This window comes from Alloalcanivorax xenomutans, from assembly GCF_900217905.1.
Lineage (GTDB): Bacteria > Pseudomonadota > Gammaproteobacteria > Pseudomonadales > Alcanivoracaceae > Alloalcanivorax > Alloalcanivorax xenomutans.
In genome coordinates this window covers 14,953-36,829 of record NZ_OBMO01000031.1, presented here as the reverse complement: position 1 = coordinate 36,829, position 21,877 = coordinate 14,953, and the positions used below count along the sequence as shown (strand labels likewise).

At 62.3% G+C, this 21,877-nt stretch carries 26 protein-coding genes, 1 tRNA gene and 1 riboswitch; of the genes, 15 read left to right on the top strand and 12 right to left on the bottom strand.

Annotation, left to right across the window (positions count from 1 at the left end; all coding sequences use genetic code 11):
- Positions 1-7: 7 nt before the first annotated feature.
- From CRO06_RS19040 to CRO06_RS19025, 4 genes are all read right to left on the bottom strand, one after another.
- Positions 8-1,054 (bottom strand): putative urea ABC transporter substrate-binding protein, encoded by a 1,047-nt coding sequence (locus tag CRO06_RS19040; RefSeq protein ID WP_097059150.1) that lies wholly within the window; start codon positions 1,052-1,054, stop codon positions 8-10.
- Between the two features lie 54 nt (positions 1,055-1,108).
- Positions 1,109-1,208, bottom strand: a riboswitch (guanidine-I (ykkC/yxkD leader).
- A 197-nt stretch (positions 1,209-1,405) separates the two neighbouring features.
- Positions 1,406-2,176 carry a dienelactone hydrolase family protein gene (locus CRO06_RS19035; RefSeq protein WP_022995322.1) on the bottom strand — a complete coding sequence of 257 codons (771 nt, stop codon included), beginning with the start codon at positions 2,174-2,176 and terminating at the stop codon, positions 1,406-1,408.
- Positions 2,173-2,523, bottom strand: coding sequence for a hypothetical protein (locus CRO06_RS19030; protein ID WP_097059149.1), 351 nt, complete (start codon positions 2,521-2,523; stop codon positions 2,173-2,175). The genes CRO06_RS19035 and CRO06_RS19030 overlap by 4 nt, the downstream gene beginning before the upstream one ends.
- A 96-nt stretch (positions 2,524-2,619) precedes the next feature.
- Entirely contained in the window at positions 2,620-3,048 is a 429-nt protein-coding gene (locus CRO06_RS19025; protein WP_022995324.1) for a hypothetical protein, read from the bottom strand.
- Between the two features lie 101 nt (positions 3,049-3,149).
- Between CRO06_RS19025 and CRO06_RS19020 the strand changes: the two genes are divergently transcribed.
- The 5 genes from CRO06_RS19020 to CRO06_RS19000 are packed head-to-tail and all read left to right on the top strand — an operon-like array spanning position 3,150 to position 5,741.
- Positions 3,150-3,467 carry a GIY-YIG nuclease family protein gene (locus CRO06_RS19020; RefSeq protein WP_022995325.1) on the top strand — a complete coding sequence of 106 codons (318 nt, stop codon included), beginning with the start codon at positions 3,150-3,152 and terminating at the stop codon, positions 3,465-3,467.
- Complete coding sequence (locus CRO06_RS19015; protein ID WP_026949406.1) at positions 3,464-4,054, top strand: LemA family protein; 591 nt, start codon at positions 3,464-3,466, stop codon at positions 4,052-4,054. The genes CRO06_RS19020 and CRO06_RS19015 overlap by 4 nt, the downstream gene beginning before the upstream one ends.
- A complete protein-coding gene (locus CRO06_RS19010) occupies positions 4,054-4,785 on the top strand; it encodes a TPM domain-containing protein (protein ID WP_022995327.1) in 732 nt (243 codons plus the stop codon). The genes CRO06_RS19015 and CRO06_RS19010 overlap by 1 nt, the downstream gene beginning before the upstream one ends.
- A complete protein-coding gene (locus CRO06_RS19005; RefSeq protein WP_022995328.1) occupies positions 4,785-5,396 on the top strand; it encodes a TPM domain-containing protein in 612 nt (203 codons plus the stop codon). Before CRO06_RS19010 ends, CRO06_RS19005 begins: the two co-directional genes overlap by 1 nt.
- A gap of 39 nt (positions 5,397-5,435) precedes the next feature.
- Positions 5,436-5,741, top strand: a complete 306-nt coding sequence (locus CRO06_RS19000; RefSeq protein ID WP_022995329.1) for a hypothetical protein — start codon at positions 5,436-5,438, stop codon at positions 5,739-5,741.
- 461 nt (positions 5,742-6,202) lie between these two features.
- Here the strand turns inward: CRO06_RS19000 and CRO06_RS18995 are convergent.
- Positions 6,203-6,279: transfer RNA gene (locus CRO06_RS18995), tRNA-Met, on the bottom strand.
- A gap of 206 nt (positions 6,280-6,485) precedes the next feature.
- Between CRO06_RS18995 and iscR the strand changes: the two genes are divergently transcribed.
- The 3 genes from iscR (at position 6,486) to CRO06_RS18980 (ending at position 8,781) form a co-directional block, all read left to right on the top strand.
- Positions 6,486-6,959 carry a Fe-S cluster assembly transcriptional regulator IscR gene (gene iscR, locus CRO06_RS18990; RefSeq protein ID WP_022995330.1) on the top strand — a complete coding sequence of 158 codons (474 nt, stop codon included), beginning with the start codon at positions 6,486-6,488 and terminating at the stop codon, positions 6,957-6,959.
- Positions 6,960-6,991: 32 nt separating this feature from the next.
- Entirely contained in the window at positions 6,992-8,152 is a 1,161-nt protein-coding gene (locus CRO06_RS18985; RefSeq protein WP_097059148.1) for an IscS subfamily cysteine desulfurase, read from the top strand.
- 83 nt (positions 8,153-8,235) lie between these two features.
- On the top strand, positions 8,236-8,781 hold the full coding sequence (locus tag CRO06_RS18980) for a heme NO-binding domain-containing protein (RefSeq protein ID WP_055100167.1): 546 nt from the start codon (positions 8,236-8,238) through the stop codon (positions 8,779-8,781).
- An 18-nt stretch (positions 8,782-8,799) separates the two neighbouring features.
- Here the strand turns inward: CRO06_RS18980 and CRO06_RS18975 are convergent, their stop codons facing one another.
- The 7 genes from CRO06_RS18975 to sufB all read right to left on the bottom strand — a co-directional run bounded on the left by CRO06_RS18975 (position 8,800) and on the right by sufB (position 14,975).
- Positions 8,800-9,252, bottom strand: coding sequence for a SufE family protein (locus CRO06_RS18975; protein WP_022995333.1), 453 nt, complete (start codon positions 9,250-9,252; stop codon positions 8,800-8,802).
- A 27-nt stretch (positions 9,253-9,279) separates the two neighbouring features.
- Complete coding sequence (gene sufT, locus CRO06_RS18970) at positions 9,280-9,840, bottom strand: putative Fe-S cluster assembly protein SufT (RefSeq protein ID WP_097059147.1); 561 nt, start codon at positions 9,838-9,840, stop codon at positions 9,280-9,282.
- A gap of 5 nt (positions 9,841-9,845) precedes the next feature.
- On the bottom strand, positions 9,846-10,205 hold the full coding sequence (locus CRO06_RS18965) for a HesB/IscA family protein (RefSeq protein WP_097059146.1): 360 nt from the start codon (positions 10,203-10,205) through the stop codon (positions 9,846-9,848).
- An 11-nt stretch (positions 10,206-10,216) separates the two neighbouring features.
- Positions 10,217-11,431, bottom strand: coding sequence for an aminotransferase class V-fold PLP-dependent enzyme (locus CRO06_RS18960; RefSeq protein ID WP_022995336.1), 1,215 nt, complete (start codon positions 11,429-11,431; stop codon positions 10,217-10,219).
- On the bottom strand, positions 11,428-12,684 hold the full coding sequence (sufD, locus tag CRO06_RS18955) for a Fe-S cluster assembly protein SufD (protein ID WP_022995337.1): 1,257 nt from the start codon (positions 12,682-12,684) through the stop codon (positions 11,428-11,430). Before sufD ends, CRO06_RS18960 begins: the two co-directional genes overlap by 4 nt.
- Positions 12,681-13,436, bottom strand: a complete 756-nt coding sequence (sufC, locus tag CRO06_RS18950; RefSeq protein ID WP_055100164.1) for a Fe-S cluster assembly ATPase SufC — start codon at positions 13,434-13,436, stop codon at positions 12,681-12,683. The genes sufD and sufC overlap by 4 nt, the downstream gene beginning before the upstream one ends.
- Before the next feature lie 96 nt (positions 13,437-13,532).
- Positions 13,533-14,975: a Fe-S cluster assembly protein SufB gene (gene sufB / locus CRO06_RS18945; protein ID WP_022995339.1), complete on the bottom strand. Its 1,443-nt coding sequence runs from the start codon at positions 14,973-14,975 to the stop codon at positions 13,533-13,535.
- Between the two features lie 284 nt (positions 14,976-15,259).
- Between sufB and ndk the strand changes: the two genes are divergently transcribed.
- The 7 genes from ndk to CRO06_RS18910 all read left to right on the top strand — a co-directional run bounded on the left by ndk (position 15,260) and on the right by CRO06_RS18910 (position 21,877).
- Complete coding sequence (gene ndk / locus CRO06_RS18940) at positions 15,260-15,691, top strand: nucleoside-diphosphate kinase (protein ID WP_022995340.1); 432 nt, start codon at positions 15,260-15,262, stop codon at positions 15,689-15,691.
- A gap of 58 nt (positions 15,692-15,749) precedes the next feature.
- Entirely contained in the window at positions 15,750-16,892 is a 1,143-nt protein-coding gene (gene rlmN, locus CRO06_RS18935) for a dual-specificity RNA methyltransferase RlmN (RefSeq protein ID WP_022995341.1), read from the top strand.
- A complete protein-coding gene (pilW, locus tag CRO06_RS18930) occupies positions 16,889-17,665 on the top strand; it encodes a type IV pilus biogenesis/stability protein PilW (protein ID WP_097059145.1) in 777 nt (258 codons plus the stop codon). Before rlmN ends, pilW begins: the two co-directional genes overlap by 4 nt.
- Positions 17,665-18,591, top strand: a complete 927-nt coding sequence (locus tag CRO06_RS18925; protein WP_097059144.1) for a RodZ domain-containing protein — start codon at positions 17,665-17,667, stop codon at positions 18,589-18,591. The genes pilW and CRO06_RS18925 overlap by 1 nt, the downstream gene beginning before the upstream one ends.
- Before the next feature lie 96 nt (positions 18,592-18,687).
- Positions 18,688-19,806 (top strand): flavodoxin-dependent (E)-4-hydroxy-3-methylbut-2-enyl-diphosphate synthase, encoded by a 1,119-nt coding sequence (gene ispG, locus CRO06_RS18920; protein ID WP_022995344.1) that lies wholly within the window; start codon positions 18,688-18,690, stop codon positions 19,804-19,806.
- Positions 19,807-19,936: 130 nt separating this feature from the next.
- On the top strand, positions 19,937-21,217 hold the full coding sequence (hisS, locus tag CRO06_RS18915; protein ID WP_022995345.1) for a histidine--tRNA ligase: 1,281 nt from the start codon (positions 19,937-19,939) through the stop codon (positions 21,215-21,217).
- A 12-nt stretch (positions 21,218-21,229) separates the two neighbouring features.
- Complete coding sequence (locus tag CRO06_RS18910) at positions 21,230-21,877, top strand: YfgM family protein (protein ID WP_055100159.1); 648 nt, start codon at positions 21,230-21,232, stop codon at positions 21,875-21,877.

The following is a 21,877-nucleotide window of genomic DNA, read 5'->3' as shown; positions in this document are numbered from 1 at the left end:
GGGCCGGTTACAGCTCACCCTCGACGGCCATCGTCATGTAGGTTGGGTCAAAGCGCAGTTTGATATTGCCGTTGTTGCCGTAGACGCCGGCGGGGGTTTCCACGCCAACGAAGCCGGCATCCGGGGCGCCTTCGCCGAGCAGACCGTGGTCAAAAGAGAATTCCGCCACTTTCTGCATGGTGTCCTTCAGCGCCGGGCTGTTGGTGAAGGTGACCGCGTCCTCGGCTTTGTCGAACAGACGGGTGGCGTCGAGCTGCATCCGCAGGCCGTCCAGGTCGGTGGCGGCGACATTGGCCAGATGCTGGCGGAAGCCGCTGTCATTGAGGTGCCCCATGATTTCGTACCAGGCGCCGGTGAGCGCTTTGCCCAGGGCTGGATTGGCTTTCAGGGTGTCGGTGTTCACCACCATCAGGTCGATGATTTCGCCGGGAATTTTGGAAGAGTCGAACACCAGATTGGCTTCCGGAGACTCCTTGATTGTACCCAGCAGCGGATTCCAGGTGGCCAGGGCGGTCACGTCGGGGGTATTGAAAGCGGATACCAGATCGGCGTCGGCGGTGTTGACCACGGTGATGTCGCGCTCGCTGAGTCCCACGCTGTCCAGCGCCCGGGCCAGCAGGTAGTGGGAGACGGACAGTTCCACCAGATTGACGCGACGGCCCTTGATGGCCTCGAGTTTATCGGCGTCCTTGAGCACGATGCCGTCGTTGCCGTTGGAGAAGTCACCAACGATCAGCGCGGTGCTGTCGACGCCGCCGGCGGCGGGGATGGTCAGGGCGTCCATGTTGGTCATGGTGCAACCGTCGAACTGGCCGGCGGTGTACTGGTTGATGGACTCGATGTAGTCGTTGATCTGTACCACTTCGATGTCGATGTCGTACTTGTCCGCCCATTTGTCGACGATGCCTTCGGCGGCGCCGTAGTCCCAGGGCAGCCAGCCCACGTAGATGGACCAGCAGACCTTGAAACTGTCCCGGGCCTGGGCCTGGACAGGGGGGGCGAGCGTCAGGGCGAGCAGGGCGGTGGTGCAGACGGTGGTGAGCAAACGGGTCATGTCGGACCTCCTGGGTTACGGACGAAGAGGAATCCAATGACAGGTGTCATCGTGTCCTCCCGGGCTTTTGTCCCGCCGTGTAACCTTCAGCGAAGGTCGACTGCTCTCGGACCAGGCATCGGCGGCGCCGATCGGAACCCTAGCGGTCTATTGGAAGCAAATTGTCGAGTGTGGATGGCCACCGGCCATTCGATTCCTCACGCCGGTATACCAGCAAGAGCGGTGCCAAATCGGTGCAGGCCAGGGATTGCGGGGGATCGGGGGAGGAAAAACGGGGTGGAGGGCCTGCGGATGGGGCGGGCATGGCGCCAGTTTGGTGCGCCATGCCCGAAGGTGGTGCATTCAGGGGCGTCAGGGTGTGCTATCGAGAAACTCCGTCAGTGCCCGCCAGCTCTCCCGGTCGGCTTCGGCGTCGTAGGCCAGGGGCATGTCGAAACGCTGACCAAACTGATCCGCCTCGGGATTGGTGAAGCCGTGCTTGGCGTCGGGGAAGCTGAGCAGCTGATATTCCGCGCCGGCGTTGTTCAGTTCCTCCACCAGTGCCGAGACCTGCTCCGGTGGCACCATGGGGTCGGCCTGCCCGGTGGCCACCAGGATGCGTGCCTTGATGTCGCCGGGACCCGCTGGATTTTGCGTCGCCAGGGTGCCGTGGAAGCTGGCCACGCCGGCCAGATCATTGCCCCTGCGGGCCTGCTCCAGCACCACGCCGCCACCGAAACAGTAGCCCACCGCGTAAATCCGGTTGTCGTCCACATACTGCATCTTGCGCAGCAGCGTCTTGGCGGCATTGAAGCGGGCGGTCATCTTTTCCGGCTCGGCCAGGGCCTGCTCCATGAACGCCTTGGCGTCCTTGGGGTGCTGCGCCACTTTTTCGTTGTACATGTCCACGGCCAGTGCCACGTAGCCTTCCGCGGCCAGTTGCCGGCTCCGGTTGCGGATGTAATTGTTCAGCCCCCACCATTCGTGGACCACGATGACCCCGGCGGTAAGCCGTTCCTGGTCCTCGTCCATGTACAGTACGCCAGTGCCGACGCCGCCGGGGAGGTTCACTTTCTGTTCGATAATGTCGGCGTGGGCCAGGGAACCGAGCAGCAGCAGGCTCAGCGCGATCAGGCGGTTCATGAATTCTCCTTGTCCGGGGTGTCGGGGGCGGTGGTGGCGTCTCCCCAGACCCAGCGTAAAGGCTCACCGAAGTCGTCATAGATCAGCCGGCGGCGCGGCGCGGCGGATCGGGTGCGGCGGACCTTGGGCTTATGCTTGCGGGCGTCGATGGTGGCGGCCAGCCGTGACAAATCGGTACGCGGGGGCCTGGGCGTGTGGCTGAACGGAGATAATGGTCGGGCACCTCGCGGGGGCTCGCCGCTGGTGCCGGGGGGCACGCGCTTGATACTCCCGCCCCGGGACAGAAAACGCTCCATATCCCGGCGCAGTCGCTCGCGCTGCTGTTCCTTGGTGGTACGCACTTTCATGGGGAAGGCGAATCATCGGCGTGGACGACCTTCAAAGATAGCAGCGCGGCGACGGGAAGGCCACCGGCGAAGATCGCTGGTGGCGCATTTTCCGGGTTAAAGCGCGGTTCGTGGGCGTTTGGGAATAGTGGTGCTGTCCTCGGCGCCACTGTTGTCGGCGCTGCCACCGGCACGTAGGGGGTGACAGTTTTCAATCACCACCTGGCCCTCCAGCAGATTGCCACGGGAGTATTCACGGAAAATACAGCGGTTGGTCTCCGGGTCGTAGTTCTCGATCCACAGATTATCGCCTTTCCAGGTGGCGGCGATGTGCTGCTGCCCCGCCGGCACGCTCAGCGTCATGGTGCCGCCCAGCCGCTTGACGAAGATCTGCTCGAGCCAGAAGTAATACAGCACGGTGCCCGCCAGCCACACCAGCACCGCCAGAATCACCGCCGGTTTCCACTTGCCCATGCGGGCACCGACCAGGAACAGACTGAGAAAAATCAGGATCGCAACCAGTACCCAATAGAGATAAGTAATCATGCGTGTCTCCGGAAATCCTTGTATTGTAGTGTCGCCGCCTTCGCTGGCGGAGCTGGGTATGTTTTGATAATAGCAACTGTCGACGCGGGAGATGTAAAACCATGCAACAGTGGTGGGTTTATATACTGCGCTGCGTGGACGGTTCACTGTATACCGGCGTCACCACGGATGTGGAGCGCCGTCACCGGGAGCACAATGAAGGCCCCCGTGGCGCCCGTTATACTCGGGCACGGCGGCCGGTGACCCTGGTTTGGCGGGCGGCGGTGGCGGATCGCGCCAGCGCCTGCCGGCTCGAAGCCCGCATCAAGGCGCAGCCGCGCACCGTCAAGGAGCGGTTGCTGGCCATTGGGCAAAGCAATACAAACGATGTTCAGGAAGTGCTGGACGTCCTCGGTTTGGATATGGAGACCCCGCAATGAAGCATTGGCGTTTTGTCCTGTTGCTGTCGATTCTGTTCGGCGTTACCGGCTGCGGCATCAATAACATTCCCACCTATGACGAGCAGGTGAAGGCCGCCTGGGGACAGGTGGAAAACCAGTATCAGCGGCGCGCGGATCTGGTGCCCAACCTGGTCAGTACGGTACGGGGCTACATGGAACACGAGCGGGATGTGCTGGTGGAGGTCACCGAAGCCCGCGCCAAGGTCGGTTCCATTCAGGCCGATGAAAGTCTGATTAACGACCCGCAAAAGCTGCAGCAGTTCGAGGCGGCGCAGCAGCAACTCGGTTCTGCTTTGCAGCGCCTGATGGTGGTGGTGGAGCGCTACCCGGATCTCAAGGCCAACCAGAATTTCCTGGCCTTGCAATCGCAGTTGGAAGGCACCGAGAACCGCATCGCCGTGGCGCGCCGGGACTACATCACCGCGGTGCAGCAATACAATACCGAGATTCGCACCTTCCCGGGTCGTATCTGGCACAGCATGCTGTACAGTGAGATGGAAGTACGGCCTTCCTTCGAAGCCACCACGGAAGGGGCGGAACAAGCGCCCCAGGTTAACTTCAACTGATGCGACTACTGCTCTGCACTCTGCTGATGCTGGTGCTGCCCTCCGCCTGGGCGGCACCGGAATTCCCCGCTCTGACCGGCCGCGTGGTGGATAATGCCGGGTTGCTGTCGCCGCAACAGGCCCGGGCACTGGAACAGCGCCTGGCCGAGGCCGAGAGCCGCACCTCCAACCAGGTCGTCGTGGTGACCCTGCCGGATCTGCAGGGCTACGCCATCGAGGACTATGGTTATCAGTTGGGTCGGGCCTGGGGGATCGGTCAGGCTGAACATGACAACGGCGCCTTGCTGATCATCGCGCCCAAGGAACGCAAGATTCGCATCGAGGTGGGCTACGGACTCGAAGGTGTGCTCACCGATGCGTTGTCCCACGCCATTATTCAGAACGAAATCCAGCCCGCGTTCCGTCAAGGGGACTACTTCACCGGGATCGAACAGGGGGCCGCGGCCATTCTTGCCGCCATCGATGGCGAGTACACCGCCCCGGCCAGGAAAGCCAATAAGGGCAGTAACCTCCAGGCATTGATCTATCTGATCGTATTGGTGGTGTTGACCATGCTGCTGACCTTCGGCGGCGGCGGACGCGGCGGTGGTCGTCGTGGGCGAGGCCTGCTGGCACCGATTGCCATTGGCGGAATGGGCGGCTTTGGCGGCGGCGGTGGTGGTTTCGGCGGCGGCGGCTTCGGCGGTGGAGGCGGCGGCTTTGGGGGCGGTGGCGCCTCGGGAGGCTGGTGATGTTATTGAATGAAGAGAACCAAAACCGGGTGTCCCGCGCCATTGCCGCGGTGGAAAAGGACACCGACGCCGAGCTGGTGACGGTGCTGGCCCGGCAGGCGGACAATTATCGCTATATTCCGATGATGTGGGCGGCGCTGCTGTCCCTGCTGGTGCCACTGATCCTCGCCTTCACGCCGATCTGGCTGGCTCCGCTGGAAGTGCTGCTGGCACAGTGGACCACCCTGGTGGTGCTGGCGCTGGTGTTCCGCTGGCCGCCGCTGATGATGCGGCTGGTGCCCGCCTCGGTGAAACAGCGCCGCGCCGCGGACCTGGCCCGGCGGGTGTTTCTGGATCAGGGGCTGCACCACACCAAGGGCGGTACCGGCGTCTTGATCTTCGTCTGCGAAGCGGAGCACTACGTGGAAATCCTGGCGGACCAGGGCATTGCCCGCCACGTGCCCAACGAACGCTGGCAGTCGATCGTCGATACCTTCACGGCTCACGTGAAGGCCAGGGATACCCTGAATGGCTTCCTGGAATGCGTGGCCAGCTGTGGCGATGAGTTGATCACCCACGTGCCGGCCACCGAGCAGAAGAATGAACTGCCCAATCATCTGATTGTGCTGTAAGAAACGTGTTGTAAGAAAAAGGCGCCGTAGGGAAGGGACATGGAGAGCGTGGAGCTTGTATTCGAAATGACCACCTGGGATTACATCACCATGGTGTTCTGGTGGCTGTTTCCGTTGCTGTTCAGCGTGGGCTATACCTTTGCGTTCCGGCGGCGCCTGTATCTCCACCTCGGGTTCGCCGTATTGGCCACCGTATGCGGATACGCCGGCTATGCCGGTATACCGTTCATCTGGGGGCAATCCGGTCCGGTGGTCAATGCGCTCTCCACCTGGTGGGTCATCTGCTGCCCCTTCGTGCTACACCTGATCCGGCCCTTCCGGGTACCGGGTAACGCCTGCGGTTAGACGGAACTGGGTTTCTTGTACTCATATACGAGTAAAAAGAGCCTTTAATCTCGTTTTTTACTCGTATATGAGTAAAGCTCCCTTCGTGGTGCTCTATCTGAGTTCGTGCGCGTTAAGAGGCGAGTCCGGACCGTCAGAAACAAAAAAGGCTGCTCAATTGAGCAGCCTTTCCTGGATATATGGTAGCAAGGGGCGGACTTGAACGGGCAGGCCGCCTGCGTCGACCCCAGCCCAGAAAAAGCAGGGTCGGCCCCTGGATCAGAACCTTGGCCCGCCTGAAACAAAAAAGGCTGCTCAACTGAGCAGCCTTTCCTGGATATTGGTAGCAAGGGGCGGACTTGAACGGGCAGGCCGCCTGCGTCGACCCCAGCCCAGAAAAAGCAGGGTCGGCCCCCGGATCAGAACCTTGGCCTGCCTGAAACGAAAAAGGCTGCTCAACTGAGCAGCCTTTCCTGGATATTTGGTAGCAAGGGGCGGACTTGAACCGCCGACCCCAGCATTATGAGTGCTGTGCTCTAACCAGCTGAGCTACCTTGCCATGTTTCAAGGCCGCGAATTGTCCGTGAGCTCCGGGGCGCTGTCAAGAACGAGGGAGTCGATCCGGGCCATTTCGGGAACCAACCGTCTATTTCTTGTTCAGACCTTTTTACATGAGAACGGTTATCAATTATTCTCCGATAATACTTGACTGATTTGGTTGGTCTTTATAGTCTGACTTCCTATTCACGTACCAAAGGTGTGGGTATGCGATTAACCACCAAAGGCCGATACGCGGTGACCGCGATGCTGGATCTGGCTCTTCATGCGGATGAGGGTCCGGTATCCCTGGCGGATATCTCCGAGCGTCAGGGAATTTCCATTTCCTATCTGGAGCAGCTGTTCGCCAAGTTGCGCCGGCGGCATCTGGTGAGCAGTGTGCGCGGTCCCGGCGGCGGCTACAGGCTGAGCCGGGACAGTGACGATATTGATGTGGCTTCGGTGATCGCCGCCGTGGACGAGTCCGTGGATGCCACCCGTTGCGGCGGCAACGGCGATTGTCAGGACGGCCACATTTGTCTGACACACCACCTCTGGTGTGATCTGTCGGATCAGATCCAGGATTTCCTGTCGCACATCACGCTGGGCGAACTGGTGTCCCGCAATGAGGTGCGTCAGGTGGCGGAGCGCCAGAAGATCACGCAGAGCCAACTGAACCGGGTGCCGGTCAGCACGCTTTGATCCTTCCATTATCAACACAGTAATCAACATCCATGTCGCAAGCGGTTTATCTGGATTACGCCGCCACTACCCCGGTGGACCCCCGGGTGGTGGAGGCGATGGTGCGTTTTCTCGGGCCGGACGGCACCTTCGGGAATCCGGCATCGCGCAGCCATCTTTACGGCTGGCTGGCGGAGGAGGCGGTGGAAAATGCCCGTCGTCAGGTGGCGGACGCGCTCAACGCCGATCCCCGGGAGATCGTCTGGACCAGCGGTGCCACCGAGGCCAACAATCTGGCCATCAAAGGTGTTCTGGAGCAGCGGGGCAGGGGACATGTGATCACCTCCGCCACCGAGCACAAGGCGGTGCTGGACCCCTGCGGCTGGCTGGAAGGGCGTGGCGTCGAGGTCACCTATCTGGCGCCGGAGCCGGATGGCCGGATCACCCCGCGGGCGGTGGAAGAGGCGATGCGCGAGGACACCGTGCTGGTGTCGATCATGCACGCCAACAACGAAACCGGGGTGATCAACGACATCGGTGCCATTGGCGCCTTGTGCCGGGAGCGTGGCGTTCTGTTTCACACCGACGCCGCCCAGACCATGGGCAAGTTGCCGTTGGATGTTCGGGAAACCGCGGTGGACCTGGTCTCCCTGTGTGCCCACAAGATCTACGGCCCGAAAGGCATTGGCGCGCTCTATGTGCGGCGCCATCCGGATGTCCGGGTCGCCGCCCAGATCCACGGCGGCGGCCATGAGCGGGGCATGCGGTCGGGCACCTTGCCCGCCCACCAGATTGTCGCCATGGGCGAGGCCTTGTCATTGGCCATGGCCAGCCGGGATGAAGAGAACGAGCGTATCGCCGCGTTGCGGGATCGCTTGTGGGGTGGCATCCGGACGCTGCCCGGCGTGTCCCTCAACGGTGCCGGCGCGCCGCGTTTACCCGGCCATATGAACGTGGCGTTCGAAGGGTTGGAAGGGGAGATGCTGCTGACCGCGTTGACCGGCGTGGCGGTGTCCACCGGGTCCGCCTGCACCTCGGCGTCGCTGGAGCCGTCCTATGTGCTCAAGGCGATGGGGGTGTCCGATTCGCTGGCGCACGGCTCACTGCGTTTCTCGGTGGGCCGCTTCACCGATGAGACGCAAATCGACACGGTAATACAGAATGTGACGCAGGTGGTCACCCGGCTGCGTGACGCTGCTGCTCAAAGGGGATAAGCGGCTCTTTTTGTCCGACGGAAGGCTCCGTAACCGGCGTGCTGCTTGCTTAGGTGTTGTCACACCAAAGGACGGAGCCAACCATGCACGGAGTGATCCTTGCCCATCTGCGTCATTTCGTTACCGACCGCTATGGTCCGTCGGTATGGGATGACGTCAACCACCGAGCGGGCCTGACCGACTGCCTGCACGTACCGATTCAACTTTACCCGGACAGTCATCTGGAGGACCTGGTGGCGGCGCTGCAGTCGGTCACCGGGCTGCACCGTGATGATTTGCTGGAGGAATTCGGCGCCTGGGTGATCCCGCCCCTGATCAATATGTACCGGGCGATGATTCCACGGGAATGGGACGCGGTGGCGTTCCTGCTCAACGTGGAGGAACGCATTCACCAGCGGGTCATTCGTCTGAAGAACCCGGAGGCGACGCCGCCGCGCATTGATGTCCGTGAGCTGGAGCCGCGGGTGCTGCAGGTGGAATACCGTTCCCACCGGGATCTGAGCCTGCTGGCGCTGGGCTGCGTCCACGGCGTGGCGGCGTTCTATGGGGAGAAGGTGGAGATACTGGAGTCGGAGCAGGTGGACGGCGGCGTGCGGCGCTTCGTGGTGCGTCTGGAACCCGCCGCCTGAACGTCGGAACGTTGGGGGTCAGGCGGCCAGGGCCGCCGCTTCCTGCTTGATGCGGGCGACCATGGCACGCAGGCCGTTGCCACGGGTGGGGCTGAGATGGCCGAACAGGTCGATGTCCTGGAAGAAGGCGTCCATGTCCACCGCCGCGATCTGTTCCGGCGAGCGGCGGTTGAGGGCGGTGAGCACGATCGCCGCCAGCCCGCGCACGATGATGGCGTCGGAATCCACCGCCAGATACAGGCGGCCCTCGCTGTCATCGTAGTCGGTGACCAGCCATACCTGGCTCTGGCAGCCGCGCACGAAGCGGTCTTCGGTGCGCAGGGTGTCCGGCAGTTCCGGCAGTTGCTTGCCGAGATCGATGATGTAGCGGTAGCGCTCTTCCCAGTCGTCCAGGAATTCCAGGTCGTCACGGACATCCTCGGCGGTGACGTTCTCACCGAGGGTGATGGCGCGAATATCGAAATCAGACAAGTTGAACCACCTTCTCAATTACTGCCGTCAGAACAGGCCCAGTTCCAGTTGGGCCTCTTCCGTCATCATATCCCGGCTCCAGGGCGGGTCGAACACCAGCGCCACTTCCACTTTGTCCACATTGGGCACCTTGGCCAGCCGGTCTTCCACATCGCCGACCAGGACGGGCCCCATGCCGCAGGTGGGGGCGGTGAGTGTCATCCGTACCTGCACCACATTCTGGTCGTCCCTGCGAATCACATCGCAGCCGTAAACCAAGCCCAGGTCGACAACGTTCACCGGAATTTCCGGGTCGTAGATGGTTTTCAGCGTCTTCTGAAGATCCTCGTCCCGCACCGTACCGTCCGCTTCGGCGGCGTCGAAATCCAGCTCCAGCGGCTGCTGCCCGATGGCATCCGCGTCGGTGCCGTCAATACGCGCCATATTGCCGTTCACGGTCACCGTATAAGTGCCGCCCAGCGCCTGACGCAGGTTGACGAAGGTATTCTTTTTGATGGTGATGCGGGTGCCGTTGGGAACCCGCCGGGCGGGTACGTCCCGGCTGACCACCACGGTGCGTTGCTCTGAGGTAGAAGGGGTGCTGGTCAAGACCTTCAGACCTCGTGCACGGTGAAGCTTTCACCGCAGCCGCATTCGCCGGTGGCGTTGGGGTTGCGGAACTTGAACAGGCTGTTGACGCCCTCGGTGACGTAATCGATCTCAAGACCGTTGAGCATCACCAGCCATTTTTCCGGCACATAGAGCGCAATGCCGTCGATGTCGAAGCGCTTGTCACTCTCGCGCGGTTCGTCGACAAAGTCGAGCACGTACATATAACCGGAGCAGCCGGACTCATCCAGATTCAAGCGGATGCCGGCGGCGCCGGCGCGCTCGATCTCCTTGAGAGCCTGGCGGCGGGCGGATTCGGTCAGGTGAATTTGCGCCTGGCCGGGCACGAAAGTCTGTACCGTCATGACATCATCACCTATAGAAAAGAACGTACTTTATGGAGCGCCTGGAACAGGACGTCCACCTCATCAAGGGTATTGTAGATCGAAAACGAGGCGCGCACGGTACCGGGAATGCCGAGGCTGTCCATCAGCGGCATGCAGCAATGATGCCCGGTGCGCACCGCCACGCCTTGCTTGTCCAGCAACACGCCGACATCGGCGGGGTGGGCGCCGTCCAACAGGAACGACAATACACTGGCCTTGGTGGCGGCGTTACCGATGATTTTCAACCCCGGGAACGCTTCCGCCTGTTCATGGGCGGCGCTCAACAGGGCCCGCTCATGGCGCGCCAGCGCGTCCCGGTCCTGCCCCTGGAGCCAGCGGATGGCCGCGCCCAGACCGACCACGCCGGCGATGTTCGGCGTCCCCGGTTCGAATTTGTACGGCAACTGATTCCAGGTGCTTTTCTCGAACGTCACCACCTCGATCATCTCGCCGCCAGTTTGGTAAGGCGGCATGGCTTCCAGCAACTCACGGCGGCCATACAGGGCGCCGATGCCGGTGGGGCCGAACACCTTATGGCCGGAGAAGGCATAGAAATCACAGCCCAGCGCGCGCACGTCCACCGGGAAGTGCGACACCGCCTGGGCGCCGTCCACCAGGGTGATGGCGCCAGCGGCCTTGGCGGCGGCGATCAACTCCGCCACCGGCGTCACCGAGCCCAGGCTGTTGGAGACATGGGACAGCGCCACGATGCGGGTGCGTTCATTCAGCAACTGGTGGAACGCCTCGCTATCCACACTGCCGTCCTCGCGCAGTGGAACCACTTTGAGGCTGGCGCCGGTGGCCAGGCAGGCCTGCTGCCAGGGCACGATGTTGGCGTGGTGTTCCAGGGTAGTGATCAGCACTTCGTCACCGGCCTTGAGCCGCTCGCGGCCGATGCACTGGGCCACCAGATTGATGCCTTCGGTGGTGCCCTTGGTCCAGATGATCTCCTCGCGATCGGCGTTGAGGAACGCCGCCACGGTATCCCGCGCCGCTTCGAAGTCCGCGGTGGCGCGGTCACTCAGGTAGTGAGCGCCCCGGTGCACGTTGCTGTTGGTGCCCTGGTAGTAATCCCGTATCGCGTCGATCACCACCCGCGGTTTTTGCGTGGTGGCGGCGTTGTCCAGGTACACCAGCGGTTTGCCGTTGGCCTCCTGGTGGAGAATCGGGAAGGCGTCGCGCAGCGCGGAAACGTTCAGAGTCATGCCGCTTCCTCGTTGGCGCCGGGATACTGGCTCAATTCCCCCGCCAGCCACGGCTGCACCCACCGCGCCACGCTCTCGTCCGGCAGCGCCAGGATCAGTTCATTGACGAAGCCCAGGCTCAGCATGCGCTTGGCTTCCGCCAGCGCGATGCCCCGGGATTGCAGGTAGAACTGCTGGGCGGCGTCGAGTTGGCCGACGGTGGCGCCATGGGCGCACTTCACGTCATCGTTGTAAATTTCCAGTTCCGGTTTGGTGTAGATCTCCGCGCCGGGACTCAGCAGCAGGTTCTTGTTGCTCAGTTCCGCCAGGGTGCCCATGGCACCCTCGTGGATGTGAATACGGCCATTGAGGATCGCCTTGCCCTTTTCGCCGGCCAGACCCTTGAACACCTGATTGGAGGTGCAGTGTGGCACGCGGTGTTCCACGCACAGCTGATTGTCGATGTGGCTTTGGCCACGGGCCACGAACACGCCCTGCATGTTCAGTTCGGCACCGCTTTTTTCCAGCAGGGCACGTACGTCGTTGCGGCGCAGCCGGTTGCCGCCCATCAGCTGGTAGCTGTCGATGCGGCTGACCCCGGTCTGCCGGAACAGCAAGGTGCTGATGTGCAGGGTGTCTTCCCGCTCGCTTTGCAGCCGGTAGTGGGTGAGGCTGGCGTTGTCGCGGGCCTCGATCACGGTCACCGCGTTGTTCAGCACCGGGCCCTGGCCGATGTAATGCTCTATCAGGGTCAGCTTGCTGCCCGGATTCAACAGTACTTCCACCCGGGTCTGGCAATGGGCGGGCGTGTCGCTGGCGGCGTGCAGCAGCAGGTGCAGCGGCGCGCTGACTTCGGTGTTGGCGGCCACTTCCAGAGTGATGGCGTCCGTCAGCGCCGCGCCGTTGTAGAGCGCGAACGGCGTCAGCAACTCGTCACGCTGTCCGGCCCGGCGATGCAGTGTCACGCCTTCCGGCAACTGGCTCAGGTTTTCCTGCAAGCGGCCATTGCTCATCACCAGGCGATGAGCGGCCAGGTTCGGCAGCGGCTCGGGCAGGGCGCCGTCGGCGGCGGTTCTCAGATGGCCGTCGGTGAGCGGATGCAGGGAAGTGTATTTCCACTGCTCGGTTTTACGGTCGGGGAAAACGGCGGCCTCAAGGGCGTTCAGGCTGTCACCGCGCAACGGCGTCAGCGCGTCCCCGGCTTCGGAGCGGCGCGCGTTTTCCACCGCCAGGGTCTTCAGTTCGAGGCCCTGTTGTTTCGAAGGGAGGCTCATGCGGACTCTTCCTCGCCGGTCAGCCAGCCGTAGCCTTTCTGTTCCAGTTCCAGAGCCAGTTCCTTGCCGCCGGATTTAATGATGCGGCCATCGGAAAGCACATGGACGTGGTCCGGCACGATGTAATCCAGCAGCCGCTGATAGTGCGTGACCAGCACGATGCCGCGCTCCGGGCTGCGCAGGGAGTTGACGCCCCGGGCCACGGTTTGCAGAGCATCGATATCAAGACCGGAGTCGGTTTCGTCGAGCAGGGCCAGACGCGGCTCCATCAGCAGCATCTGCATGATCTCGTTGCGTTTCTTCTCGCCGCCGGAGAAGCCTTCGTTAACGCCGCGCTTGAGGAACTGAGCGTCCAGATTGACCTGCTTGCAGGCTTCGCGGGCCTTGCGCAGCAGCGTCACCGAGTCCCACTCTTCCTTGCCCTGGGCCTTGCGCACCGCTTCCAAAGCCGCTTTGAGAAATTCCATGTTGGACACGCCGGGGATTTCCACCGGGTACTGGAACGCCAGGAACAGGCCGGCCTGGGCGCGCTCCTCCGGTTCCAGCTCCGCCAGGTCGTGACCATCCAGAATGGCCTGGCCCCCGGTGATCTCGTAATTGTCACGGCCGGCCAGAACATTGGCCAGGGTGGACTTGCCCGAGCCGTTGGGTCCCATGATGGCGTGTACTTCGCCCGGGTTCACGGTCAGATCCAGACCCTTGAGAATGGCTTTGCCGTTGACGGCGGCGTGCAGATCACGAATTTCCAGCATGTAAATAACGCCTATAAATTAACTGTCTAAGACTTTCCCACAACGCTTCGCTGCGGAGGACGAGGCCTGGGGCCGGTTTTCGCTATTAACTGTTAACTAACCAACTGCCCCTTCCAGACTCACTTCCAGTAGCTTGCCGGCCTCCACCGCGAATTCCATCGGCAGTTCCTTGAACACTTCCTTGCAGAAGCCGTTCACGATCATGGAAATCGCTTTCTCCGGATCAATGCCGCGCTGCCGGCACAGGAACAACTGGTCGTCGCTCACCTTGGAGGTGGTGGCTTCGTGTTCCACCGTGGCGCTGGGGTGCTTGGATTCGATGTACGGGAAAGTGTGGGCGCCGCAGCGATCGCCCAGCAGCAGCGAGTCACACTGGGTGAAGTTGCGGGCGTTCTCCGCGCGTGGGCCCATCCGTACCAGGCCGCGGTAGGCGTTGGAGCTCTTGCCGGCGGAAATGCCCTTGGAAACGATGGTGCTTCTGGTGTTCTTGCCCAGGTGGATCATCTTGGTGCCGGTGTCCGCCTGTTGCGCGTGGCGGGTCAGGGCCACGGAATAGAACTCGCCCACGGAGTTGTCGCCGCGCAGCACCACGGACGGATACTTCCAGGTGATGGCCGAGCCGGTTTCCACCTGGGTCCAGCTGATCTTGGCATTGTCATGGGCGACGCCGCGCTTGGTGACGAAGTTGTAGATGCCGCCCTTGCCGTTCTCGTCGCCGGGATACCAGTTCTGCACCGTGGAATACTTGATCTCGGCGCCGGGCAGGGCCACCAGCTCCACCACCGCCGCGTGCAGCTGATTCTCATCACGCTGCGGCGCGGTGCAGCCTTCCAGGTAGCTGACGTAGCTGCCTTCGTCGGCGACGATCAGGGTGCGTTCGAACTGGCCGGTGTTGGCTTCGTTGATGCGGAAGTAGGTGGACAGCTCCATGGGGCAACGCACGCCCTTGGGGATGTAAACAAAGGAACCGTCGGTGAACACCGCGGAGTTGAGCCCGGCGAAGAAGTTATCGCTCTTGGGCACCACGGAGCCCAGGTATTTCCGCACCAGTTCCGGATGTTCCTGCACCGCCTCGGAAATGGAGCAGAAGATCACCCCGGCCTCGGCCAGCTTTTCCTTGAAGGTGGTGCCGATGGAAACCGAGTCGAACACCGCGTCCACCGCCACCCCGGCGAGCATTTCCTGTTCATGCAGGGGGATGCCGAGCTTCTTGTAGGTGTCGAGCAGTTCCGGGTCCACCTCATCCAGGCTTTTTGGCCGGTCTTCCATGCTTTTCGGCGCGGAATAGTAGGAGATAGCGTCATAGTCCACCTTCGGGTAATGCAGGTGGGCCCATTCCGGCTCCGGCATCTCCCGCCACTTGCGGTAGGCTTCCAGACGCCATTCCAGCAGCCACTCCGGCTCTCCTTTCTTGGCGGAGATGAAGCGGATGACGTCTTCGCTGAGCCCCGGCGGCAGAGTGTCGGACTCCACCAGGGTGGTGAATCCGGCCTCGTACTCGGAGCGGATGACTTTGTCCAGTTCGGCTTGGCTGCTCATAATCTCAGAATACCAGAGTAATTTAGTCAGGTATTATACGGGATCCGACGGCAGGGTGGAATCCAGAGTGGCGATGGGATCGATAGGCGGTGGCCCCTGGGGCCTGAAACCGGCGCCAACGGTATCATATTTAACCCCGGATGCGTATAATCCGCCGGTTTCAGGCCCCCGGATCGCGGCGAGGACCGCCCAGGCCGAGTCCACGGGCGCGGCCGGCCGAATGGCGCGGGCGCCTATTCACTACAAGCAATGCAAATTCATGCAATTCTGGAGAAGACACAGCGATGTCAGTAGAGCGTACTCTCTCGATCATCAAGCCCGACGCCGTGGCCAAAAACGTCATCGGTGAGATCGTTGGCCGTTTCGAAAAAGCGGGCCTGAAGGTCGTGGCCATGAAAATGCTGCACCTGAGCCGTGAGCAGGCCGAGGGCTTCTACGCCGAGCACAAGGAGCGTCCTTTCTTCGGTGATCTGGTGGCTTTCATGACCAGCGGCCCGGTCATCGTGCAGGTGCTGGAAGGCGAAGGCGCGGTACTCAAGAACCGTGACCTGATGGGCGCCACCAACCCGAAAGAAGCGGAAGCCGGCACCATTCGCGCCGACTTCGCCGAAACCATTGACGAAAACGCGGTACACGGCTCCGACTCCACTGAGTCCGCCGCCCGTGAAGTGAGCTATTTCTTCTCCGACGAAGAAATCTGCCCGCGCACCCGCTAAGGTGGTGGGTGAACGCCTCGCCGCAGGGCGGGGCGTGACGCCGCCGCAGGAGGAAGCCATGAGTGCCCCGCAAAAGGTCAATCTGCTCGGTTTCAGCCGTGAGCAAATGGAAACGTTCTTCCTCGAAATGGGGGAGAAGAAGTTCCGTGCCCAGCAAGTGATGAAGTGGATCCATCACCATCAGGCGGACCATTTTGACCAGATGACCGACGTCGGCAAGGCGCTGCGCCAGAAGCTGACCGAAGTGGCGGAAATTCGTGGCCCCAAAGTACTGCACGAAGGTATTTCCCGGGACGGCACCCGCAAGTGGGTGTTCGAGGCCGACGGCGGCGGCGCGGTGGAAACCGTGTTCATCCCCGATGGCCGCCGCGGCACCCTGTGTGTGTCCTCCCAGGTGGGCTGCGCCGTGGATTGCGGCTTCTGCTCCACCGGTAAACAGGGTTTTCAGCGCGATCTGACCAGCGCCGAGATCATCGGCCAGGTCTGGCAGGCGGGCCGTGCCTTCGGCCCACGCCGCAATCTGGGCGAGCATCCGATCACCAACGTGGTGATGATGGGCATGGGCGAGCCGTTGTTGAATTACGGCGAAGTGCTTACCGCCATGCGCATCATGAAGGACGACCTGGGTTACGGCATCGGCAAGAAGCGCATTACCCTGTCCACTTCCGGCGTGGTGCCGAAGATCGACCAGCTCAGCCAGGATCTGGATGTGGCGCTGGCGGTCAGTCTGCACGCGCCCAATGATGAGCTGCGCAATGAACTGGTGCCGCTCAATCGCAAATACCCGCTGGCGGAACTGATGGCCGCCTGCAAACGCTACAGCGACAATATTACCCACCGTCACAACACGATCACCATGGAATACGTGATGCTGCGTGACGTGAACGACAAACCGGAGCACGCCCGGCAGTTGGTCAAGCTGCTCAACGGCATTCCGGTAAAGGTCAACCTGATTCCCTTCAATCCCTTCCCCCACGCTGGCTATGAGCGCTCCCGGAAAAAAGACATCCTGGAGTTCCATAAATTCCTTAATGACCATGGCCTGCTGACCACGGTACGCACCACCCGCGGCGATGACATCGACGCTGCCTGCGGGCAACTGGTGGGCACGGTGCAGGACCGCACCCGTCGTGCCGAACGTTGGAAAAAATCGGTGTTTCACCGCACCGAACAGGCCGATGGCAATGCGGCGTCTGTATGATAAAACGACATTTTTCTTTGGTTGTGGTGCTGGCCGGAGGCCTTTGGCTGTCCGGCTGCGCGGTGGAGAGCAGTCGTAACAACGTCAAGGTGGATGAGGCGGTCACCAGCCGCGTCGCCGCTGGTCTTCAATATCTTCAGCAGGGCAATCCCAGCGAGGCCCGGCGACATTTTTCCCGGGCTCTGTCACTCAATGACAACAGTGCCAAGGCACACAATGCCATGGCCTTGTTGTATAACTACGAGCGCGATCCGGAGAATGAGGAGCGTCACTACAACCGCGCCCTGCGGATCGACGGCGATTACGCGCCGGCATTGAACAACTACGGAACCCTGCTGTACAGCCAGGGTCGGTACCAGGAAGCGCTCAAGCTTTTCGGTCGGGTCGCCAACGACCCGGGTTATGAAGGGCGGGGCAGTGCCTATAGCAATATCGGCCTGTGCCATCTGCGCCTGGACCAGCCGGAGGAGGCGAAAGAAGCCTTTATCAAGGCGCTTCGTCTGCAACCGCGATCCGTGACACCGAATCTGGAGCTGGCGCGGCTGTATTATCAGGAGCAGCGCTACGATCTGGGCTGGGACTATTACCAACAATACACCCAGCGGGTGGGTCGACAGGACCCCGCCGGGTTGTGGCTGGGGGTGCGGCTGGCCCATGCGTTGGGCCGTAAAGACCAACAATCCAGTTATGAGCTTGCGTTGCAGAATCTCCACCGGGGCTCCCGTGAATATCGGCTCTGGCAGGAGTGGCGCGACGCTCAGGAGGCACCTTAATGAGCGAGTCAGGGACGGAACTGCCCGGCGCCGAGTTGCGTCGAGTGCGTGAAGAGCGGGGTATGACCCGTGAGGAAGTGTCCGAACACCTGCACCTTTCGATGAGCTACCTTCAGGCTCTCGAGGACGATGACTACGGGCGTTTGCCCGAGCCGCCCTTTATTAAAGGGTATTTACGTAATTACGCCCGTCTGCTCGGCCTGCCCGGCGAGGAACTGGCGTCCCGCTTTCAGCAGCATGTGAACCAGAACCGCCGGGAGCCGGCGCCCACCGAATCCGTGCATGAACCGCTGAGTGGCGGGCGCGACTGGCGCTGGCCGTTGCTGCTGGTGCTGCTGGTCCTGTTGCTGCTGGCCCTGGCATGGTGGTTATGGCCCTCGGCCGGCGAGCCCGAGCCGGTGGGCACGCACCCCGATACGGTGGAAGAATCCGTGGTGCCGGAGCCGTCACCAGCGGCGCCGGCCGACACCGGGTCCGATACGGACCTGGCCCCGGCACCGCCGTCGGAGCCCTCCCCGGACTCCGGAACGGTGGCCCCGGAACCTGTCATGGAGCCGTCTTCCAATACGGAGGATAATGGCATGGACAGCGGGGCCGCGGTGGTGGAGCCACAGGCGGGAACTCCGGAGCCGGCTGATGAGGCCGCCACGGACAGCGAAACCGGAGCCTCCATGGCGGAAACCAGCGGCGACCGGCTGGAAATGGCTTTTTCCCGCGATTGCTGGATCCGGGTCGTTGACGCCACCGGCAAGCGCCTGGTGGAAGGTGTGCAAAGCGCCGGGGATCGTGTGTCCCTCAATGGCGAAGCCCCTTATCGGCTGACCGTCGGTGACGCCGCCGCGGTCAGCGAGATGACACTCAACGGCAAGACGGAAACCCTGCCCGGCAGCGGATCCGGCCAGGTGCTGCGTTTCTCTTTACCGTAGCCCCGTATGACCGTGGCCGCCTAACGCTGTTGAATGCCCGGCCCGGTGCCGGGCCGCGATAAGTCGATCAGACGTTTCAGCTCTTCAGGAGTCAGTATGGAACCGGAAATTTCCATTCAACGCCGCAAATCCCGGCAGATTCATGTGGGATCCGTGCCCGTTGGCGGTGACGCTCCGATCTCCGTGCAGAGCATGACTAACACCGACACCTGCGACGTGGACGCCACGGTGGCGCAGATTCGCCGCCTGGAAGAGGTGGGGGCCGATATCGTGCGGGTTTCGGTGCCGACCATGGACGCCGCCGAGGCCTTCGGCAAGATCCGCAAACAGGTGCAGGTGCCGCTGGTGGCGGACATCCACTACGATTACAAGATCGCCCTGAAGGTGGCCGACGAAGGCGCCGACTGCCTGCGTATCAACCCGGGGAATATCGGTCGTGAGGACCGGGTGCGGGCGGTGATTCAGTCCGCCCGTGATCACGGGGTTCCGATCCGTATCGGGGTCAACGCCGGCTCGCTGGAGAAGGAACTGCAACGCAAATACGGCGAACCCACCAGTGACGCGCTGGTGGAGTCGGCGTTGCGGCACGCGGAGATTCTCGACCGCCACGATTTCCAGGAATTCAAAATCAGCGTCAAGGCCTCCAATGTCTTCATGACCCTGCAGGCTTACCGCAAGCTGGCCACCCAGGTGGAGCAACCCCTGCATCTGGGCGTCACCGAGGCGGGCACGTTCCGCTCCGGCACGGTGAAATCCGCGGTGGCGCTTGGCGGTCTGCTGCTGGAAGGCATTGGTGACACCATCCGTATTTCCCTGGCCACCGACCCGGTGGAGGAAATCCGCGTCGGTTTCGATATTCTCAAGAGCCTCAATCTGCGCAAGAAAGGCGTCAATATCATCGCCTGCCCGAGCTGTTCGCGGCAGAACTTCGATGTGATCCAGACCGTCAACGAATTGGAGGCGCGCCTGGAAGACATCAACGAGTCCGTGGACCTGGCGGTGATCGGCTGCCTGGTCAACGGTCCGGGCGAAGCGCGGGAAGCCGATGTCGGTCTCACCGGCGGCACCCCGAACAATCTGTCCTACGAGGACGGCCAGAAAAGCCACCACGTCAAGCAGGAAGACCTGGTGAGCGAACTGGAACGGATGGTGCGCGCCAAGGTGCAAAAAATGCGCGACGACGAAGCCAAGGGTATTATCGCGCGTAGTGAATAAAGAACGCCGGGTGCCGGACGCCGGACGCTTGACGCCGAAAAGCGGCAAGTCTCCGGCGTTTGTTGTTTCCGGTCGGGTTTCAAGCGTCGGGCGTGCAGCGTCGGGCGTCGAGCGTTAACAAGGAGAACCGGTGGGTAAGAAGATCACCTCCATTCGCGGGATGAACGACATCCTGCCGCAGCAGACGCCGCTGTGGCAGTGGCTGGAAGATAAAGTGCGCGGGGTGCTGGCGGCCTATGGCTACCAGGAGATCCGCACGCCGATCCTGGAGCAGACCGATCTGTTCAAGCGCGGCATCGGCGAAGTCACCGATATCGTCGAGAAGGAGATGTACACCTTCGAGGACCGCAATGGCGACAGCCTGACCCTGCGTCCGGAAGGCACCGCCAGCTGCGTGCGCGCCGCGGAGGAGCACGGTCTGCTCTACAACCAGACCCAGCGGCTCTGGTATGCCGGGCCCATGTTCCGCCATGAGCGTCCGCAGGCCGGCCGTTATCGCCAGTTCCACCAGATTGGCGTGGAAACCTTCGGCATGGACGGGCCGGACATTGACGCCGAGGTGATTCTGCTCTCCGCGCGCCTGTGGAAAGCCCTGGGCTTATCCGATCAGGTCACCCTGGAACTGAATTCCCTGGGAGACGCCGAAGACCGCGCCCGCTACCGTGATGCCCTGGTGGCCTACCTGCGCGAACACAGCGAGCGCCTGGACGACGACTCCCGCCGCCGGCTGGAACGCAACCCGCTGCGCGTGCTCGACAGCAAGGACGCCGGCACCCGCGAAGTGCTGGAACAGGCGCCGCGGCTGGAACAATTTCTTAACCACGATGCCCGTGAGCACTTCAGCAAGCTGTGTGCGTTGCTCGAGGCCGCCGGGATCGAATACCGCCTCAACCCTTATTTGGTGCGCGGGCTGGACTATTACGGCAAAACCGTATTCGAATGGACCACCCGGGCTCTGGGCGCCCAGGGCACGGTGTGCGCCGGCGGCCGTTACGACGGCCTGGTGGCGCAACTGGGCGGCAAGCCGACTCCGGCTGTGGGCTTCGCCATGGGCCTGGAGCGGCTGATTCTGCTGCTGGAACAACAAAACCCGGAACTGCCGGCGCCGGTGGCACTCTATATTGCTGCCATGGGCGAAGTGCAGTCCCAGGCTCTGGCCCTGGCCGAGCGCCTGCGGGACCGGTTCCCCGGCGTCGGCATCGTCGCCCATTGTGGTGGCGGCAGCTTCAAGAGTCAGATGAAAAAAGCCGACCGCAGCGGCGCCCGCTACGCGCTGATCCTCGGCGAGGACGAAGTGGCGCGCGGGGAAGTGGCGGTGAAACCGCTGCGTGAAGACGCGGAACAACAGCAATTGCCCGAGACCGACCTGGCCGACTGGCTGGCCGAACGTCTCGCAAGATCACAAGCGTAAGGAGAAACAGGGGTGGCCGATTACATCCGTGACGAAGAAGAACAAGCCGAGCGTCTGCGCAACTGGTGGCAGAAAAACGGCGTGGCCACGGTAGTGGTGATCGTACTGGCGGTGGGTTCCATGATCGGCTGGCGGCAATGGCAGCAGCATCAAAGCGTTGAAGCCGGCAAGGCCTCCGGCCTGTACGAGAAGATGATCGGCGCGATGCCGACGGGCGCCGGCGACGGCGATGCCGGCGTGGTGAAAACCAATGCCGAAGCCTTGATCGACCAGTTCGCCGGCAGCAGCTACGCCGGTTACGCCCATCTGGCACTGGCCAAACTGGCGGTGCAGGACGGCGATCTGGACGAAGCCGCCAGTCAACTGCGCCTGGTGGTGGACAAACCCGCCACCAAGGAACTGGAACACGTGGCCCGTTTACGCCTGGTGCGAGTGTTGATCGCCCAGAACGAGCTGGACGCCGCCGGCAAGGAATTGGGCCGTACCTGGCCCGAGGCCATGCAGGGGCAGGCCCTGGAGCTCAAAGGCGACGTCGCCAAGGCCAGGCAGCAATGGGACGAAGCACGGGACGCTTATGCTTCCGCACTGGAAGCCATGGGCGGCCAGGGGGGAAGTGACCGCGTGCAAATGAAACTGGATGACCTGAACCGTCAATCGTGA